General features: G+C 66.0%; 18 protein-coding genes, 1 other RNA gene and 1 pseudogene. 9 read left to right on the top strand and 11 right to left on the bottom strand.

Annotated features, from left to right (window positions below):
* Positions 1-13: 13 nt before the first annotated feature.
* Positions 14-429: RNase P RNA component class A (rnpB, locus tag ACZY1I_RS17460), an RNA gene on the bottom strand.
* Positions 430-522: 93 nt separating this feature from the next.
* Here rnpB and ACZY1I_RS17455 point away from each other — a divergent pair.
* Positions 523-1,233: a 2OG-Fe(II) oxygenase gene (locus ACZY1I_RS17455; protein ID WP_463755680.1), complete on the top strand. Its 711-nt coding sequence runs from the start codon at positions 523-525 to the stop codon at positions 1,231-1,233.
* A 34-nt stretch (positions 1,234-1,267) separates the two neighbouring features.
* Here ACZY1I_RS17455 and ACZY1I_RS17450 read toward each other — a convergent pair whose 3' ends face one another.
* From ACZY1I_RS17450 to cobC, 4 genes are read right to left on the bottom strand one after another with little or no spacing between them, the layout of a single operon-like run.
* On the bottom strand, positions 1,268-2,401 hold the full coding sequence (locus ACZY1I_RS17450) for a bifunctional RNase H/acid phosphatase (protein WP_463755679.1): 1,134 nt from the start codon (positions 2,399-2,401) through the stop codon (positions 1,268-1,270).
* Positions 2,398-3,135: a zinc ribbon domain-containing protein gene (locus ACZY1I_RS17445; protein WP_463755678.1), complete on the bottom strand. Its 738-nt coding sequence runs from the start codon at positions 3,133-3,135 to the stop codon at positions 2,398-2,400. Before ACZY1I_RS17445 ends, ACZY1I_RS17450 begins: the two co-directional genes overlap by 4 nt.
* The gene (locus ACZY1I_RS17440) at positions 3,132-4,274 is read right to left on the bottom strand and encodes a Nif3-like dinuclear metal center hexameric protein (protein WP_463755677.1); all 1,143 of its coding nucleotides are present in this window, start codon (positions 4,272-4,274) and stop codon (positions 3,132-3,134) included. The genes ACZY1I_RS17445 and ACZY1I_RS17440 overlap by 4 nt, the downstream gene beginning before the upstream one ends.
* Positions 4,271-5,335, bottom strand: a complete 1,065-nt coding sequence (cobC, locus tag ACZY1I_RS17435; protein WP_463755676.1) for an Rv2231c family pyridoxal phosphate-dependent protein CobC — start codon at positions 5,333-5,335, stop codon at positions 4,271-4,273. The genes ACZY1I_RS17440 and cobC overlap by 4 nt, the downstream gene beginning before the upstream one ends.
* Positions 5,336-5,467: 132 nt before the next feature.
* Here cobC and ACZY1I_RS17430 point away from each other — a divergent pair, with 132 nt between their 5' ends.
* The 3 genes from ACZY1I_RS17430 to ACZY1I_RS17420 are packed head-to-tail and all read left to right on the top strand — an operon-like array spanning position 5,468 to position 7,489.
* Positions 5,468-6,100: an HAD-IA family hydrolase gene (locus ACZY1I_RS17430; protein WP_463755765.1), complete on the top strand. Its 633-nt coding sequence runs from the start codon at positions 5,468-5,470 to the stop codon at positions 6,098-6,100.
* Complete coding sequence (locus ACZY1I_RS17425) at positions 6,057-6,593, top strand: low molecular weight protein-tyrosine-phosphatase (RefSeq protein ID WP_463755675.1); 537 nt, start codon at positions 6,057-6,059, stop codon at positions 6,591-6,593. Before ACZY1I_RS17430 ends, ACZY1I_RS17425 begins: the two co-directional genes overlap by 44 nt.
* Entirely contained in the window at positions 6,593-7,489 is an 897-nt protein-coding gene (locus tag ACZY1I_RS17420; RefSeq protein ID WP_463755674.1) for an SURF1 family cytochrome oxidase biogenesis protein, read from the top strand. The genes ACZY1I_RS17425 and ACZY1I_RS17420 overlap by 1 nt, the downstream gene beginning before the upstream one ends.
* Here the strand turns inward: ACZY1I_RS17420 and ACZY1I_RS17415 are convergent.
* Positions 7,471-8,418: a cobalamin biosynthesis protein gene (locus ACZY1I_RS17415; protein ID WP_463755673.1), complete on the bottom strand. Its 948-nt coding sequence runs from the start codon at positions 8,416-8,418 to the stop codon at positions 7,471-7,473. The two genes, ACZY1I_RS17420 and ACZY1I_RS17415, sit on opposite strands and share 19 nt — an antisense overlap.
* A gap of 52 nt (positions 8,419-8,470) precedes the next feature.
* Between ACZY1I_RS17415 and ACZY1I_RS17410 the strand changes: the two genes are divergently transcribed.
* The gene (locus ACZY1I_RS17410; RefSeq protein WP_463755672.1) at positions 8,471-9,286 is read left to right on the top strand and encodes an oxygenase MpaB family protein; all 816 of its coding nucleotides are present in this window, start codon (positions 8,471-8,473) and stop codon (positions 9,284-9,286) included.
* A gap of 7 nt (positions 9,287-9,293) precedes the next feature.
* Here the strand turns inward: ACZY1I_RS17410 and ACZY1I_RS17405 are convergent, their stop codons facing one another.
* From ACZY1I_RS17405 to ACZY1I_RS17395, 3 genes are all read right to left on the bottom strand, one after another.
* A complete protein-coding gene (locus ACZY1I_RS17405) occupies positions 9,294-10,418 on the bottom strand; it encodes an epoxide hydrolase family protein (protein ID WP_463755671.1) in 1,125 nt (374 codons plus the stop codon).
* Between the two features lie 42 nt (positions 10,419-10,460).
* Positions 10,461-10,661, bottom strand: a complete 201-nt coding sequence (locus tag ACZY1I_RS17400; RefSeq protein WP_463755670.1) for a hypothetical protein — start codon at positions 10,659-10,661, stop codon at positions 10,461-10,463.
* Between the two features lie 69 nt (positions 10,662-10,730).
* Positions 10,731-11,384 (bottom strand): nitroreductase family protein, encoded by a 654-nt coding sequence (locus ACZY1I_RS17395; RefSeq protein WP_463755669.1) that lies wholly within the window; start codon positions 11,382-11,384, stop codon positions 10,731-10,733.
* Positions 11,385-11,581: 197 nt separating this feature from the next.
* On the opposite strand from ACZY1I_RS17395, the gene ACZY1I_RS17390 reads away from it, so the two are divergent.
* The 4 genes and pseudogenes from ACZY1I_RS17390 (at position 11,582) to ACZY1I_RS17375 (ending at position 14,358) form a co-directional block, all read left to right on the top strand.
* On the top strand, positions 11,582-11,872 hold the full coding sequence (locus tag ACZY1I_RS17390) for a hypothetical protein (RefSeq protein WP_463755668.1): 291 nt from the start codon (positions 11,582-11,584) through the stop codon (positions 11,870-11,872).
* A gap of 19 nt (positions 11,873-11,891) precedes the next feature.
* Positions 11,892-13,100: pseudogene (locus ACZY1I_RS17385) on the top strand (malonate decarboxylase subunit alpha); the annotation flags it as partial.
* 137 nt (positions 13,101-13,237) lie between these two features.
* Entirely contained in the window at positions 13,238-13,411 is a 174-nt protein-coding gene (locus tag ACZY1I_RS17380) for a phosphoribosyl-dephospho-CoA transferase MdcG domain-containing protein (RefSeq protein ID WP_463755667.1), read from the top strand.
* Positions 13,408-14,358, top strand: coding sequence for an ACP S-malonyltransferase (locus ACZY1I_RS17375; RefSeq protein WP_463755666.1), 951 nt, complete (start codon positions 13,408-13,410; stop codon positions 14,356-14,358). Before ACZY1I_RS17380 ends, ACZY1I_RS17375 begins: the two co-directional genes overlap by 4 nt.
* Positions 14,359-14,368: 10 nt before the next feature.
* Here the strand turns inward: ACZY1I_RS17375 and ACZY1I_RS17370 are convergent, their stop codons facing one another.
* Entirely contained in the window at positions 14,369-16,396 is a 2,028-nt protein-coding gene (locus ACZY1I_RS17370; RefSeq protein WP_463755665.1) for a sensor domain-containing diguanylate cyclase, read from the bottom strand.
* Positions 16,397-16,439: 43 nt separating this feature from the next.
* Entirely contained in the window at positions 16,440-17,657 is a 1,218-nt protein-coding gene (locus ACZY1I_RS17365; RefSeq protein ID WP_463755664.1) for an acyl-CoA dehydrogenase family protein, read from the bottom strand.
* Positions 17,658-17,682: the final 25 nt, after the last annotated feature.

Here is a 17,682-nt window from a genome sequence, read left to right as displayed (position 1 = left end):
TCCCCCCTAGGGGCGGACGAGTTGGCCTGTAAGCCGGATTCTGTTCCACGCCGCCGCGGCTTTTATCCACGGCGGCACGGCGACGACCATCCATCTGGACACACCGTTGCCGGGTGCCTCGAGCGGCCTACCCGCAGACTCGGGCGAGCACCCTCAAACGTCTGCGCGGCCGCACTTTTGGCGCGACCTTCTTGGCCTTGCTTCGGGTGGGGTTTGCCTAGCCACCCCGGTCACCCGAGGTGCTGGTGCGCTCTTACCGCACCGTTTCACCCTTACCATCACAAGGATGGCGGTCTGATTTCTGTGGCACTTTCCCGCGAGTCACCTCGGATTGCTGTTAGCAATCACCCTGCTCTTTGAAGTCCGGACTTTCCTCGACTCCCCCGATGCTTACGCGCCGGTTGGAGCCGCGGCCGCCCAGCCAACTCGTCCGCGACGAACACGGTACCCGTTGGCGGGGGTGCAAGCCAGACGAGGTCCCTAAGGTGGATAGCGCAACGCAACTGGTGAGGAGGCCGCCCCATGCCCAACTGGGCTACCCGCGTCGACTCCGGCGACTGGACCGCCATCACGACTGAGCTCAACGAGTTCGGCGGCGCGCTGTTGCCGAGACTGGTCACTCCGGGCGAGGCGGAACGGCTGCGCAAGCTTTATACCGACGACACCCTGTTCCGCTCGACGATCGACATGGCTCCGAAGCGCTACGGCGCCGGGCAGTACCGCTACTTTCATGCGCCCTATCCGGAGCCGATCGAACAACTCAAGCAGGCGCTGTATCCACGGCTACTCCCGATAGCCCGCGACTGGTGGGCCAAGCTGGGTCGAGACGCGCCTTGGCCCGACAACTTCGACGATTGGTTGACTGCCTGCCATGCCGCGGGCCAGACCCGGTCGACGGCACTGATGCTGAGGTACCAGACCAACGATTGGAATGCACTGCATCAGGATCTGTACGGCGACTTGGTTTTTCCGCTTCAAGTCGTGATCAACCTGAGCAATGCCGGCACCGACTACACCGGCGGTGAGTTCCTGCTCGTCGAGCAACGGTTCCGGGCGCAATCTCGAGGCACCGCAACACAATTGCCACAGGGCCACGGTTTTGTTTTCACGACTCGCGATCGCCCGGTGTCATCGGCCCGAGGCTGGTCGGCTGCGCCTGTGCGCCACGGGATCTCGACCCTTCGGACCGGCGAGCGCTATGCGATGGGACTGATTTTTCACGACGCCGCCTGACTGGTCGCCGCCGGTGACGGTCGTGCGGGTGTGTCTACAGGTAGCTCGTCTGATTGACCAGGCGCACCGACGAGGCGCCGTCGGGATAGAACTCGGCAATGCTCAGCGACGCCAGATCAAGATGCAACCGGTAGAGAATGCCGGCCCCGGCATCCAACGCCATGCGCAGCAGCAACTTGATCGGGGTGACGTGCGAAACCACCAGGACGTTCTTGCCGTCGTACGCTTCGATGATCCGGTCCCGGCCGCGTCGAACCCGCCGTAACACATCGTCGAAACTCTCGCCGCCCGGCGGCAGCGCACCAGTGTCGTACAGCCACCGCCGATGCAGCTCGGGATCGCGGGCGGCGGCCTCGGCGAAGGTCAGGCCCTCCCAGGCGCCGAAGTCGGTCTCGATGAGGTCCTCGTCGACGGTTACCTCTAAACCCAGCGCCCGGGCCGCAGTCGTCGCGGTGTCATGGGTCCGCTGCAGCGGTGATGAGATGACGGCCGCGATTCCGCGACGTTGGGTCAGATAACGCGCCGCCAAACCGGCTTGGCGCCAACCGACTTCGTTCAGCGGCGGATTGCCGCGCCCGGAATAGCGGCGCTGCGCCGACATTTCAGTCTGCCCGTGCCGCAACAACAGAAACCGGGTCGGGGTGCCGCGCGCACCGGTCCAACCCGGTCCGGTGCTGGATTCGGCTGGGGATTCCGACGAGGCCTGCCGCGCTGAGTCGGCGACCGGGACAGCGACCTTATCGGGTCGTCGATCCGGGTGCGCTGCCGCGGCGGCGTCCATCGCCTCGTTCGCCAACCGGTCGGCATATGCGTTCTGCGCCCGGGGAATCCACGAATAGCCGATCCGGCGAAACCGCGCTGCCAGCTCCTGCGCCTGCGCGTGCAACTCGACCAGGTCGGGGTGCTTGACTTTCCAGCGCCTCGACATCTGCTCGATGACCAACTTGGAGTCCATCAGCACCGAAGCCTCGGTGGCTCCCAGTTTGAGTGCGTCGTCCAAACCCGCTATCAGGCCGCGATATTCGGCGACATTGTTCGTCGCGCGCCCGATCGCTTGTTTGGACTCCGCGAGTGCGGTCCGGCGATCCGCGGTCCAGACCACCGCGCCGTAACCGGCCGGCCCCGGGTTACCCCGCGACCCACCGTCGGCTTCGATGACGACTTTCATTGTGCAGCGGCCTTGACGCGCAACAGGATCGCGCTGCATTCCGGGCAGCGCACCACTTCGTCTTCGGCTGCCGAGGTGATGCGCGCCAAATCGCCGCGACCGATCTCGATCCGGCAGACACCGCAGCGGTGCCCCTGCAAAGGCCCGGCACCGGGTCCTCCCCCGGCGCGCAGTCGTTCGTAGAGCGCCGAGAGATCGGGGTTGAGCTCCGCGGCCAGAACGTCCCGTCGCGATGCGCGGTCATTGCGGGTTTGGTCGATTTCGGCGAGCGCCTCGTCGAGAGCCTGCTGACTGCTGGTCAGTTCGGGCTGCAAACCCGCGATGGCATCTGACTCGACGGCCTGTTGCGCTTGCAGCTCTTCCAGGCGCTCCATCACTTCCAACAGGGAGTCCTCGAGGTTGCCGCGCCGGCGCTGCAGGGTTTCCAGTTCGTGTTGCAGATCCGCCTGTTGCTTGGCGTCGGTCGTCCCCGAGCTGAGCAGCGACCGGTCTCGGTCTTCCCGCGTGCGCACGGCTTCGATTTCAGACTCGAAGCGTGATATCTGGGCTTCCAGGTCCTCCACCGCAATCTGCACCGCGGCCAGCCGGTCGCGGGCAGCGGTCTGCTCGCCTCGTATCCGGTCGTAGGCCTCCCGCTCCGGCAGGCGGGTGACGCGATGTGCGATCCGGGACAGCTCAGCATCCAGACTCGCCAGTTCCAGTAGCGAACGTTGCTGTGCCACTTCGGCCTTCATGATCTCCAGGTCTCTTTCTCGGTCGTGCTCAGGTTCCACGGGTCGGTGCGGGTGGTGGACACCCGGACCGGCAGCGACTCGCCGAAACGGGACCGCAGCAGTTCGGCCGCCTGTGCGCACCAAGGGAATTCACTTGCCCAGTGTGCGACGTCAATGAGCGCCACCGGAGAGCCCCGGCGATGCTCGTCGGCCGGATGGTGACGCAGGTCGGCTGTGACGTAAGCCTGCACGCCCGCGGCGGTTACCGCACCCAAGAATGAATCCCCCGCGCCCCCGCAGACGGCCACCCGCGACACCGGCAGGTCAGGATCCCCCGCGGCGCGGACACCCCATGACGTGGGCGGCAGTGCCGCACCGACGCGGGAAACGAAGTCGCGCAACGCTTCAGGTTGCGGCAGCGACCCGATGCGACCCAACCCGGTGTCGGCCGGCGGCGGAGTCAGGGCGAAGATATCGAACGCCGGCTCCTCGTAGGGATGCGCGCTGCGCATCGCCGCCAATACCCCGGCTCGCGCGCGAGTGGGCGCGATGACTTCGACTCTGTCCTCGAGAACCTGTTCGACGGAGCCGATGCTGCCTATCGCGGGCGAGGCTCCATCGTGAGGCAGGAACTGCCCGATGCCGGCAACGCTCCAGCTGCAGTGCGAATAGTCGCCGATGTGTCCGGCGCCGGCATCGAAGATGGCCTCCCGCACGGCTGCAGCGTTGTCCTGCGGTACGTAGATGACCCACTTGTCGAGATTTGCCACCACTGGCGAGGTTTCCAGGATGCCTTCGACGGTGAGGCCGAGCGCGTCGGCCAGCGCGTCAGACACGCCCGGTGCAGCCGAGTCGGCATTGGTGTGCGCGGTGAACAGCGACCGGCCCGAGCGGATCAAGCGGTGGATCAGGGCGCCCTTGGGTGTGCTGGCGTCGACGGTGTCGACGCCCCGCAACAGCAGCGGATGATGAGCCAGCAACAGGCCGCCGTCAGGCACCTCGTCGACGACGGCCGGTGTCGCGTCGACCGCGATGGTGACCGAATCAAGGAGGTCCGCGGGGTCGCCGCACACCAGGCCGACCGAGTCCCACGACTCCGCGAGCCGCGGCGGATATGCCTCGTCCAAGACTTCGATGACGTCGGCTAGCCGTGCGCTCATCGGCAACTCCCGCTGTGCACGCAGGCGAGGGCTTCGGTCATCGATTCGATCAACTGTGGCCACTCGGCACGCACCGCCGCGCGGATATAGCTGCCGTCCAGGCCGACAAACGTGTCGCAGCGTCGCACCGCGATTCCGTCTTTCCGCAACTGCTGCCGAATCAGCTCCGCATCGGGGCTGGTGAACAGCACGAAAGGGGCCTGGCCGTCGACCACCGCGACACCCAACGATTCCAACGCGGTCACCAGCTGTGCGCGCATCGCCACCAACCGGGCGGCGTCGGCCGTCGCCTCGGCGACCGCTTGCGGGGCGCAGCATGCCTCGATCGCGGTCAACTGCAGGGTCCCGACCGGCCAGTGCGCGCGTTGGCCGGTCAGCCGGGCCAATACCGGTGGGTCCCCGAGGGCATAGCCGACCCGTAGACCGGCAAGTGCCCAGGTCTTGGTCAAACTTCGCAACACCAGCACGTCGGGTAGCGACTCACCGGCAAGTGACTGCGGCTCGCCGGGAATCGAGTCGGCGAACGCCTCGTCGACCACCACGATCCGCCCGGGCCGGCGCAGCGCGAGCAGTTGCTCGCGAGTGTGCAGCACCGACGTCGGATTGGTCGGGTTGCCCACCACGACGAGATCCGCGTCGTCGGGAATGGCCGCAGCGTCCAGGCTGAACGGTGGGTCCAGAACGACATGGTGCACCGGGATTCCGGCCGCATCGAGCACCGCCTCCGGCTCGGTGAAAGACGGTGCGATGATGGCCGCTTTGCGCGGACGCAGGTTGGTCAGCAACGCGAAGCCTTCCGCGGCCCCGGCCAGCGGCAACACCTCATCGCGCGATCGGCCATGCCGGGAAGCAACCGCATCCTGAGCCGCATGTACGTCGGCGGCGGCCGGGTAGCCGGCTAGGTCTGTCAGCCGGGCGCCCAATCGCTCTCGCAGCCACTCCGGTGGCCGCGCGTGCCGGACGTTCACGGCGAAATTCAGCATGCCGGGCAGCGCGTCTTGATCGCCGTGATAGCGCGCCCGCGCGAAGCGCGTCGACCCGCCCTGATCCAGCCCCGCCATCGAATAAACACTAGTGCGCGCTTTCGCGAACGAAACACAGAGGCCGAACTCCCGGGAGCGTGCTTGGCCACCAGGTCCATCAACGACAATGAGACCGTGACAAGTTCGATCGCGGGCGAAGCACCGCAGTTGGTGATCTTCGATCTCGACGGGACCCTGACCGATTCGGCGATCGGGATCGTGGCGAGCTTTCGCCACGCGCTCACCCACGTCGGCGCCGCCGTACCCGAGGGTGATCTGGCGGCACGGATCGTCGGCCCGCCGATGGACGAGACCTTCCACGCGATGGGGCTCGACGGGCGCGCCGACGAGGCGTTCGCGGCCTTCCGGGCCGAGTACGGCGCCCGCGGCTGGGCCATGAACAGCTTGTTCGACGGCATCGCCGAGCTGCTGGCCGACCTGCAGGCCGCCGGCGTGCGGCTGGCAGTCGCCACCTCCAAGTTGGAACCGACGGCGCGGCGCATCCTCGCCCATTTCGCTCTGGACCACCACTTCGAGATCATCGCCGGCGCGAGTCCCGACGGTTCGCGCAAGAACAAGACCGACGTGCTGGCCCATGCGATCGCACAGCTGCAGCCAATGCCCGAACGCGTTCTGATGGTCGGCGACCGCAGCCACGACGTCGACGGGGCCGCCGCGCACGGCATCGATACGGTCGTGGTCGGCTGGGGCTACGGGCGGGGCGATTTCCCGGAATCGGTCAGTATCACCGGCGTGACACATGTATCGAACATCGACGAACTGCGGAGGGCTCTCGGTGTCTGACAGGGGCCCTGAATTGCATGTCACGTTCGTGTGCAGCGGCAATATCTGCCGGTCGCCGATGGCCGAGAAGATGTTCGCCCACCAGATTCAGGAACGCGGCCTCGGCGGTGCCGTGCGGGTGACCAGCGCCGGCACCGGAAACTGGCATGCCGGCGAGGGCGCCGACACACGCGCCAAACGGGTGCTGCGCGATCACGGCTACCCCACCGCCCACCGCGCCGCACAGCTCGACGACGACCACCTGTCGGCGGATCTGGTGATAGCCCTGGGACGCAACCATGCTCGGCTGCTGCGTGAACTCGGCGTCGAGGACGACCGGGTGCGGATGCTGCGGGCGTTCGACCCCCGGTCCGGCGCCCACACGCCCGACGTCGAAGACCCGTACTACGGTGACCATGGTGACTTCGAGGACGTGTTCGTCGTCATCGAGGCCGCGCTGCCGGGCTTGCACGACTGGGTCGACGAGAGACTCGCGCAGAACGGATCGGGTTGATGCCGAGGCGGTTTCACGGACTGACGTTCCTGCTGAAACCGGGCTGGGTAGCGCTGGCACTGGTGTGCATCGCGTTCACCTATTTATGCTTCACGGTGCTCGCGCCATGGCAGCTGGGCAAGAACACCAGGACCTCGCGGGAAAATCAGCAGATCGCGGATTCCGTCAATACCCCACCGGTTCCGTTGAAAGATCTTCTCCCACAACAGAATTCGTCCGCGACGGGGTCGCAGTGGCGCGAGGTGACTGCCACCGGGCACTACCTGCCGGGCGTGCGGGTGGTTGCTCGACTGCGGCCGGTGGAAGGCGATCAGGCGTTTGAAGTGCTGGCGCCGTTCGCCGTCGACGGCGGCCCGACGGTACTGGTCGACCGTGGCTACGTGCGGCCCGAGCAGGGCTCCCACGTGCCGCCGGTCCCGGCGGCACCGGACCAAACGGTGACCATCACCGCGCGGTTGCGCGACTCCGAACCCACTCTGCCCAACAAGGACCCGTTCACCCGGGACGGCTATCAGCAGGTGTACTCGATCAGCACCGAGCAGGTCGCGGCGCTGACCGGGGTCCCGCTCGCCGGGTCGTATCTGCAGTTGGTCGAGGACCAACCGGGCGGGCTCGGCGTCATCGGGATTCCGCACCTGGACGCCGGCCCGTTCCTGTCCTACGGCATCCAGTGGATTACCTTCGGCGTTCTCGCGCCGATCGCGCTGGGATATTTCATCTACGCCGAGGTCCGGGCTCGCCGTCAGGAAAAGCAGGCCAGGGCAGACCGCGCGCCGGTGGCCGCATCGCCGACCGAGGGTGACCCGCCGGCTTCTGCCGAGGCCGGTGGCGAACAGCCCGTCACCGAGATGACTGTCGAGCAGAAACTGGCCGACCGCTACGGCCGGCGGCGATAACCGGCAAATCCGGCGACCGCCACCACGAAGACTGCGGCCGCCTGAACCAGCCTCGACAGTGTGACCGCCCGGCGTAGGTCCGCGACCGTGGACTGCCTGCCGTCGCCGAGCGTTGGCCGGATCTGCAACTCATGGTGGTACTGGGTAGGCCCGCCGAGTCGCACACCGAGCGCACCGGCGAACGCGGCCTCGACGACGCCGGCGTTCGGGCTGGGATGCCGGCCCGCGTCGCGCCGCCAGGCCCGCACTGCGCCGGCGGCCGATCCACCGACCAACGGTGCGCAGACCACCACCAACACCGCGGTCACCCGCGCCCCCACAAAATTTGCAATGTCGTCCAATCGAGCTGCAGCCCAACCGAATCGAAGGTATCGAGGCGAGCGGTAGCCGACCATCGCGTCTAATGTGTTGACCGCGCGATACCCCAGCACAGCGGGCGCGCCGCCGGCCGCCGCCCACAGCAGAGGCGCCACCTGAGCGTCGGAGGTGTTCTCCGCCACCGACTCCAGCGTCGCGCGCGTCAGACCCGACTCGTCCAACATGGCCGGGTCGCGTCCACACAACGACGGCAACAACCGCCGCGCCCCGGCGATATCGCCGCGGTCCAGCAGGTCGGCCATCTCAGACCCGGTGCGCGCCAGCGACGTTCCGCCCAGCGCCGTCCACGTTGCCAGCGCGGTACCGGCAATCGTCGAGGTCCGACCGCCGCGCTGCACCACCGCGCCGACCAGGCCGGCCCCGCCGACCAGCAGACACACGTGCACCACCCCGGCGGCCCGGGCGTCCCGGTAGCTGAGCCGTTCCAATTTGGCGGCCGCCGTCCCGAACAGTGCGACCGGATGACCCCGTTGCGGGTCGCCGAACGCAAGATCAGCCAGATAGCCGACTAGCACGCCGACAACCCGATCCTGCCGCGTCGACGCAAACACTCCGGCAGCGTCTCACACATGGTGTACTCGAAGACATGGGGCACGAACCGCAATGAAGCGGCCCGTAACCAGGGTTGCAGACCTGTTGAACCCGGCGGCCACATTGCTGCCGGCCGCGAACGTCATCATGCAGTTGTCACTGCCGGGCGTCGGCTACGGCGTGCTGGAAAGCCCGGTGGACAGCGGCAACGTCTACAAGCACCCCTTCAAGCGGGCCCGCACCACTGGGACGTACCTGGCGGTGGCGACCATCGGTACCGAGTCCGACCGCAAACTGATCCGCAGCGCGGTGGACACCGCACACCGGCAGGTACGGTCGCGACCGTCGAGCCCGGTCTCCTACAACGCCTTTGATCCCAAGCTGCAACTCTGGGTCGCCGCCTGTCTGTACCGCTACTTCGTGGAACAACACGAATTCCTGCACGGCCCACTCGATGATGCCGCCGCCGACCTCGTCTACCAAGACGGCAAGCGCCTGGGCACCACGCTGCAGGTGCCCGAACGCATGTGGCCGTCGGACCGGGTCGCGTTCGACGAATACTGGAAGCGCTCCCTGGACGACCTGCAAATAGACCCACCCGTGCGGGAGCATCTGCACGGGGTCGCGGCCATGGCCTTCCTGCCATGGCCGTTGCGGGCCGCTGCCGGGCCGTTCAACCTCTTTGCGACGACGGGGTTCCTGGCGCCGGAGTTCCGGGCGATGATGCGGCTGGACTGGTCAGAGTCTCAGCAGCGCCGGTTTGACGTGCTGCTCTCGGCACTGCGGCTGGCCGACCGGGTGATTCCGCACCGGGCCTGGATTCTCACGTATCAGCTTTACTTGTGGGACATGAGGTTTCGCGCACGCCGCGGCTGGCGCATCGTTTAGCCCAGTCTCAGCGCACCGTCGCAAAGAATTTGCGGACGTCCTCGACAAACAACTCCGGTTGTTCGAAGGCGGCAAAGTGCCCGCCGCGCGGCATGGTGGTCCAGTGGGTGATGTTGAAGTTCGACTCGCACCAGCGCCGGGGTGCCTGCAGTATTTCCTTCGGGAAAGCCGCTACACCCGTTGGCAATTCGACTCGGGAATTGTCGCCCCACACCTTGAAGCTCTCCCAGTACAACCGAGCCGAAGATGCGGCCGTCTCGGTGACCCAGTACATCATCACGTTGTCCAGCAATTCATCTCGAGTGAGCACGTTCTCGGGGTGGCCGTCACAATCGGTCCACGCCCAGAATTTCTCGACAATCCAGGCCAGTTGGCCCACCGGCGAATCGACCAGCCCGTACCCCACCGTCTGCGGCCGGGTCGACTGCTGCTTGGAGTAGCCGGTACCCGACTTCCGGTGCTCCGCCAGCGCGGCGAACGCTTCCTTCTCCTCGGGAGTGGGATTGGCCAGCGACTCTCTCGTGGGTGTCCCGAGCGGCATATTCAGGTGGATCGCCGCACAGTTTGTGGCGGTGCGACCCATCTGCGTGGTGACGGCCGCCCCCCAGTCGCCGCCTTGCGCGCCGTAGCGCTGGTAGCCCAGTCTCAGCATCAGTTCCTCCCAGACCAGCGCGATCTTCTGGACGCCCCACCCCGTGCGGCCCGGCTTTCCGGAGAAGCCGTACCCCGGCAGCGACGGGCACACCACGTGGAAGGCGTCTTCGGCGCGGCCGCCGTGGGCGGTCGGATTGGTCAGCGGCTCGATTACCTTGTGAAATTCCACCACCGAACCTGGCCAGCCGTGGGTGATCAGCAGCGGGAAGGCGTTCTCGTGCGGCGACCGCTGATGGATGAAATGAATGTCCAGGCCGTCGAACTGGTCGACGAAATGGTCGAACCGATTCAACGCCGATTCACGGGCTCGCCAGTCGTAGTCATTGGCCCAGTAGGCGGCCAAGTCGCGGGTATAGCGCAGCGGAATGCCCTGGCTCCAGTCGTCCACGCATTCGGCCTCCGGCCAGCGGGTGCGCGCCAATCGTGATTTCAGATCGTCGAGAACATCATCGCGAACGTCGATGCGAAACGGCTTCACCAGTTCATAGTGACGCCGGGCGCGACGGGGCTCAACGGCACCCTATTTTTGGGTCGAGTCCTTGATCAACGTGCTGATCTGATCGAGCAATTCGCGCATGTCGGCGCGCATGGCATCGACGGCGGCGTACAGGTCCGCCTTGGTCGCCGGCTGTTGATCCGACGACAGCGACCGCACCGGCGGTCCCGATGTCTGCCGTGCTGCGCTCGCGCTCTGCGAACCAGGAAGGTCACCCACGCCCACGAGCGTGCCATACCAGGGCCAAACACGTCCAAAAATGGAGCCGGTAGCCCATCGCGGTACGCCTGATGGCTACCGGAACGCCCGGTTGCCGTACCGATCGAGCGACACGAACTCCCCGACCGGCCGGCGCGTGGTCGGGCCGTACTTGCCGATCGGCCAACCCAGCGGAATGACCGCGCACGGCGTCACGTTCCACGGCAAACCCAGCGCTCGCTTCGCCGCGAACGAGTTCCACAACGGCAAAGTGATCAGGGCCGCACCCAAGCCGGCCGCGCGTGCCGCCAGCAGAAGGTTCTGCACCGCGGGATAAATCGACCCCCACGCGCTGCTGGCAGCGATGGTCGGCGCGGGCGCGATCACCCCCTTGAGGCAGGCGACCACGACGACGGGGATGTCATCGAAGTGATCGGCCTGCCATCGCACCGCTTTCTCGATGCGCAGCATCTTGTCGTCGATTCGGTTGCCCAGGACGCGCTTATAAATCGACCCGAACTTATTCAGCGCAAAGCGATTCAATCGGCCCAGTTTGGCCACGACTTCACGATCCTTGACAACGATGAACTCCCAGTTCTGGGCATTCGAACCGGTCGGCGCTTTCATGGCCAACTCGAGTATGTGCAGGATGAGGGCGTCGTCGACCGGGTCACTCTTGAGCCGACGGATGGCACGTTGGGTGCGCATTGCCTCTTCAAGCGGCATGTTCAGGGGTTCTTGCTGACTCATGACCCTGATTCCTACACCGCCGACCAACGGATGGAAACCGTCTGACCCGCCTGGCTACCCCGGCGTCTGCGAAAGTCGTGCCAAGAACTTATCGTCTGATTGTCGACCGCACGCGCGGGTCGGTGAATGATGAGTCAATGGGAGGGCTGATGCGAACCGGCATTTGCAACGTCTCCCTGACTTTCCGAGCGTTTGTAATGACCGTGTGCGTTGCCGGCTGCGTAATCTGCCCGTCTGCGCGCGCAGACGAAACCTACGGGCCCGGTACGTACTCGGTGCCCGACCGACTCCCGTATGGCGTCTACTACGCCAACGTCGACGCCCGCGACGTCCAACCTTCCTGCTCATTCAGTACCTGGACCAAGGATGGGAAATTCCTCCTCGGCGACAGTGCGCTGCCGGGAAAGCCGCTCGTCGCAAACCTTTCGGGTCCCCCAGTGGCGCAGTTCATCACCAACGGCTGTACCCCGTGGACCAAAGCACAGTGAACTCCAACAGGAAGTGCGGATGACGACGGCCGGGGCATCGCCCGGTCATCGCGTCTGGGATACCCGGCGCACAAACAAGCGGGAGCGTCTGGCCGAAGCTCGCCCGCACACGGACGGCAAGCTGATCAGGCCGGCCGCGCTGGGGCAGGTGCTCGAGGCACTCATCCGTCCGGGCGACAAAGTGGCGCTCGAGGGCGACAACCAGAAGCAGGCCGACTTCCTGTCCCGGACGTTGGCTGCGTGCGACCCGGCCAAGCTGCACGACCTGCACATGCTGATCGGGTCGGTGTCCCGCAGCGAGCACCTCGACCTATTCGAGCAGGGCATCGCCACCAAACTCGACCTCGCCTACGCCGGACCGCAGAGCGTGCGGATCGCGCAGCTGGTTCAGGACGGCACCGTCTCGATCGGCGCGGTGCATACCTACGTCGAGCTGTACGCACGGATGGTGATCGACCTGCGGCCCGATGTCGCACTGTTGTGCGCGTCGGCGGCCGACGAGCAGGGCAATTTGTATACGGGACCGAACACCGAGGACACCCCGATCATCGCGGAGGCGGCCGCCTTCCACGACGGCATCGTCGTCGTGCAGGCCGACGAGATCGTCGGGCCGGGTGAGCTGCCCCGGGTCGATATCCCCGGCGACTGGGTGGACCTGGTGGTGCAGGCCGACCGGCCGTTCTTCCTCGAGCCACTGTTCACCCGCGACCCCAAAGGCATTGGGCCGGTGCAGATCCTGCAGGCGATGCTCGCGCTGCGCGGCATCTATGAGCGTCACGAGGTCGTCTCGCTCAACCACGGTGTCGGGTTCAGTACCGCCGCAATAGAACTGATCCTGCCGACCTATGGCGAGCAGCTCGGCCTGAAAGGCAAAATCTGCCGGAATTGGGCGCTTAACCCGCACCCGACGCTGATACCCGCTATCGAGTCCGGCTGGGTCGAGACCGTGCACAGCTTCGGCGGCGAATCGGGCATGAACAACTACGTCGCGGCCCGGCCCGACGTCTTCTTCAACGGCGCCGACGGGTCTCTGCGGTCGAATCGGGTGCTGTGCCAGCTCGCGGGGCAGTACGCCATCGACATGTTCATCGGCTCCACCCTGCAGATGGACGGCGAGGCGAACTCCTCAACGGTCACCGAGGGTCGACTGTCCGGGTTCGGAGGTGCCCCGAACATGGGCCACGACCCGCACGGCCGCCGGCACGCGACGCCGGCGTGGCTCGATCTGCAATACGGCGAGGGCGCCGGGCATGCCGTCGCGCGCGCCCGCTCCGGCCCTGATGACCTCTCCAACCGGCTCGAATCCACGGACGCCCACAAAACCAGGAAAGCTTCCCGAGCCGTCCGCAACACGCTGAGCCAGCAGTGGAACCGGTACCCGAGCCACTGGTGGACTGTCAACTCGAGATCGCGCCCGGCGCGGTCGCGCTGGCCGAACTCGCGTCCCGTCCGGACAAGATCCTGCTGCGGACCAGCGACGGCCCGCGGCTTGTCGCACTTGACCAGGCGATGACCGAGCCGCCGGGCACACAGCGATGAGTGTCGTCATCCTTTTTCCCGGACAAGGTTCCCAGCGCCCCGGCATGCTCGAGGGCCTGCCCGGCACCCCTGCCGCCGAACGGGCTCACCGCGAGGCGACAGAAGTGCTGGATTCCCTCGAAGACCTTCCGGCCCGGCTCGACACCGAGGATTCGTTGCAATCGAGCACCAATGCGCAACTCGCACTGCTTGTCGCCGGGGTCGTCACGGCTCGCGCGCTAGTCGACGACCATGGCGTGCGGGCCGAGTTCGTGGCCGGGCACTCCGTTGGCGCGTTCGCGGCCGCGGTTCTCGCCGGAGTCATCACCTTCAGCGACGCGCTGCGCGTGGTCAAAGTCCGCGGCGACGAGATGGAACGCGCCTGCGCTGACGGCACCTGGGGCATGGCAGCGCTTCGCGGACTGGATGTGGCATCCGTACGGTCACTGCTCGACTCGCTGGCGACCCAGAACGACCCGCTCTGGATTGCCGCTATTAACTCGGCCGACCAGATTGTCGTGGGCGGCACCCGAGCGGCACTCGACACGCTGCGCAGGCACGCCCCGGGCGTCGGCGCCCGCGATCTGGAGATTCTGCACGTCAGCGTCGCATCGCACGGGGCCGTGCAGGCCGGCACCGCGCAAGCTGTCGCGGATGCGCTCGGTCGGATTCAGCACGGCGATCAGCGACGCGCCTACTTCGCCAACGCCACCGGCCGGCGGCTCGCCCACGCCACCGACAAAGTAGTCGACGACCTCGCTCAGGCTGTCCGGCATACCGTTCGATGGCTCGACGCCGTGCGGCTGATGCCCGAACTGGGCGTGACTGCTGCCATCCAAACCCCGCCCGGCAACGTCCTCGCCGCCATCACCGCCCACGAAACACCCGAAATCGCCAGCATCGCCGTCGACGACATCGGCCTGGCCACGGCAGCGCACCGGGCTGCACGAGCGGCGGCCCGAACTTGATTCGTCTCGTCTAGTGCCGGGACGTGGCGCCGCGGCGCCGCTTGTCTTCGTACATGGCCGCATCGGCCCGGCTCAGCAGATGGTGCAGTTCCTCGGGCTCCGCGGCCAATGCCACTCCGATCGAGGCACTGATGGTCAGCGCCAGGACCGGGCTGATCACAATCGGTTCCCGCAGCGACTGACGGACCCGGTCAGCCACCACGGTGGCACCCTCCTCATCAGCACCAGGCAGTACCACCAGGAACTCGTCCCCGCCGAGCCTGATCGCGGGCGGGCGCATATCTGCCCCGATCAGGACCTCACCCCAGGCACGGGTCGCCGCCGATATGCGCCTTGCAACCTCGCGCAACACGCGGTCGCCCGCGTCGTGTCCGTGTGCGTCGTTGACCTCTTTGAAGCGATCGAGATCAATGAAGATGGCGGCCAACGGATCCGTTGCAGTTGCTGCTGCCAGCATCTCGGCGATGACGCTACTGAGGTGGCGACGATTCGGTAGCCCCGTCAGCGAGTCGTGCAGGCCGAGGTGTGCCAGTTTGGCCTGAGCTCGGCTCAGCTGGGCGGATTCGACGTCGTAGGCAACCAGTTGCGCCGCCTGCAGGTCAGCTTCCAGCCAGGGCACACAGGAACCGCTGACTCGCTGTACCCAGGTATCGAAAGACTTCCTCGGATTGATCGACCCAGTCGATTGAGCGCTCGGATCCCCCAACCAGCGGAGCTGCTGAACACGATCTTGGCGGAACCAGACCACGAAGTCATTCGCCGCTCCGAGACCGACGAACAAGCAGCCGGCTGTACCGAGAGAGTCAGTCGTCGATAGCTCTAAGCGGTCGGTAGCCCAGGGCAAACCCGGGGGCCGCGCCGCGCGGATTTCACCTGCGAGTCGTTGCACGGCGTCCTCGGCCGGCACTGCGCCAATAGACCGGTATTGCCCGTCCACACCCGCCGCGGCGCCGTCGGCATGACAGAGCTCCAGCAGGTCACCGGAACCGGAAATAAGTCCTTCGGCGATCGTGGGCGCGCTCTGCATCGCTGCCTTGAGCCGTGTCCGGATGGATTCGCGGCTGGCCGCTTCGTTGAGCCCGGCGATCTGTTCGGCCGAGGCGAGTTGGAGTTTCGCCTGCAGGACCACCAATTCACACGACCTGCGCCGCGAGCGCGAGAGCGTTCGCGGATTCCTGGATGAACACGAGACGAGCCTGGTCAGCCGGTCTCCGTCCACCATGGCGAACGAAAGGCTCCCTCCCGTATTCATGTTGCGCATGTATTCGATGTGGAAGGGGGAAACACTGCGCAGCGCGGCCTGGGTCAGGTCGAGGCTCTTGCCGGCCATGCGTGTTGACGCGATGACGGCGACGTCGCCCTCGTCGACGTCCGGGATGTACCGCGACGCTTTGCGGGTGTAGATCTGGCGGGCTTGCGGAGGGATGTCACCCGCCGGAAAGTGATGCCCGAGGTAGCGAACAAGTCCTGGGAGACGATCTTCCGCGACGATCTCGCCGTGTCCGTCTTCGTGGAACCGGTAGACCATCACGCGGTCGAAGCCGGTCAGTGCGCGTACCGCGCTCGCAACCGCCGCCTCGATCGCGGGGACACCCGTCGCCTCGCCCAAAGCCTGCGAGGCATAGAGAACCGGGACGACGTTGGCCTGCTCGTCTCCTTGGGCCCGCTCGATCTCGATGACTACCTGCCCGCCTACCTGATGCAGAATCACATCGACCTTGCGGTCAGGTCCTGCGGCCAGGCGCACTCCGTAGAGATCGGGCGACGAAGGCCGGTGGCCACTCTGCTCGATGGCCTGTTCCAGCCGCGGCTGCTCGTCGTCGGCGAAGATTGCCGTGATCGGGGAATCGAACAGTTGGTCCGGCTCCGCCCCGATCACTTCGGTTGTGTTCGCACTGACGTAGGTAATGCGACGATCCTGCAGGTCGGCGGCAACCAGCGCGCCATGAGCTTGGATGCGACCGGATAGATGCAGCTGCTCGCTTTCACAGTCGGTCAAAGCCCCGGTCCGGGGCCCGCGCTCCCCCGCATGGTCCACACTCACACCATAGGGGGTCAGGCCTGAAGGACGGGATTATCCGTCATATGTTCTCAGATCCCGGCACGCGCGCTGCGGCCGAACCGACGTGGTTCATCCGCCGGATGATCGCGTACTTGTGGACCTCCGTGGGCCCGTCGTAGAGACGGAATCCGCGGATGTCCCTGAATATCATCTCGATCGGCGTTTCGTCGGTAACGCCGATTCCACCCATGACCTGTATGCAGCGGTCGACGACCTTGAACAGCTCCTCAGACACGAATGCTTTGCTGATCGAACTCTCGTGCCGCCCTTTGTGCCCCTGGTCCAGAACCCAGGCGGTGTGCCAGATCGCCAGGCGGCACTGGGTGAGCGCAATCTCGTTGTCCGCCAGCATGAATCCGACGCCCTGATGGTCGATGATCGGGCCGCCGAACGCCGTTCTGGTCTTCGCATGCTCCAAGGCGATGTGCTGAGCACGTGATGCGGCACCCAACCAGCGCATGGCGTGCGTGAGGCGCGCCGGGGCCAAGCGCATCTGCGCGTAGCGCATTGCCTGGCCGACTTCGCCGAGCACATTCGCCACCGGCACCCGCAGATCGTCGAAGACGACCACGCCGTGTCCTTCGACATAGTTGCGGTCCATGGAGTTCATCACCCGCTCGATGACGATGCCTCCAGATCCGGGGTCATCACCTTTGGCGAGGAACAACGTTGGTCCGCTGAGATCTCCATCGTCGACCACGTTGGCCATGACGATCCAGGTGCCCGCGCCGTTTGCGCCGGTGATGAGCCACTTGCGGCCGTTGATGACGTAGGAGTCGCCGTCGCGTCGCGCCTCGGTGAGCAGTTGCGAGGGGTCCGAACCTGCTCCGCCGGGCTCGGTCATCGCGAACACGGATCGGACCCGGCCGTCGAGAACGGGTTTCAGGAAGACCTCAGCTTGCTCGTCGGTGGTCAGCTTGTCGAGCAGGAACATGTTCCCCTCGTCAGGCGCAGCGCAATTCATTGCCACGGGTCCGAGCGTGGACCACCCGGAGGCCTCGTAGATCACTGACTGCTCGATATGCGATATGCCCTTGCCGCCGAATCGGGTGGACGCCTGCGGGGTCAGCAGGCCTGCGTTGCGGGCCAACTCGACGAGTTCCTGGCGCAACCCGTCGGTGGGGCCGTGCTGGGTGAGTCGCGGGTCGCGCTCGTAGGGGATGATCGCGTCGATGACGAATGTGCGGACCCGTTCGCCGAGCGCGGTCAGTTCCGCGGGTACGGAGAAGTCGATCACGGAGCCATCCTCTTTCTTTGTGTGT

It is taken from the genome of Mycobacterium sp. IDUB_37 (genome assembly GCF_055419245.1).
This window is presented reverse-complemented; position numbering and strand designations above follow the sequence as displayed.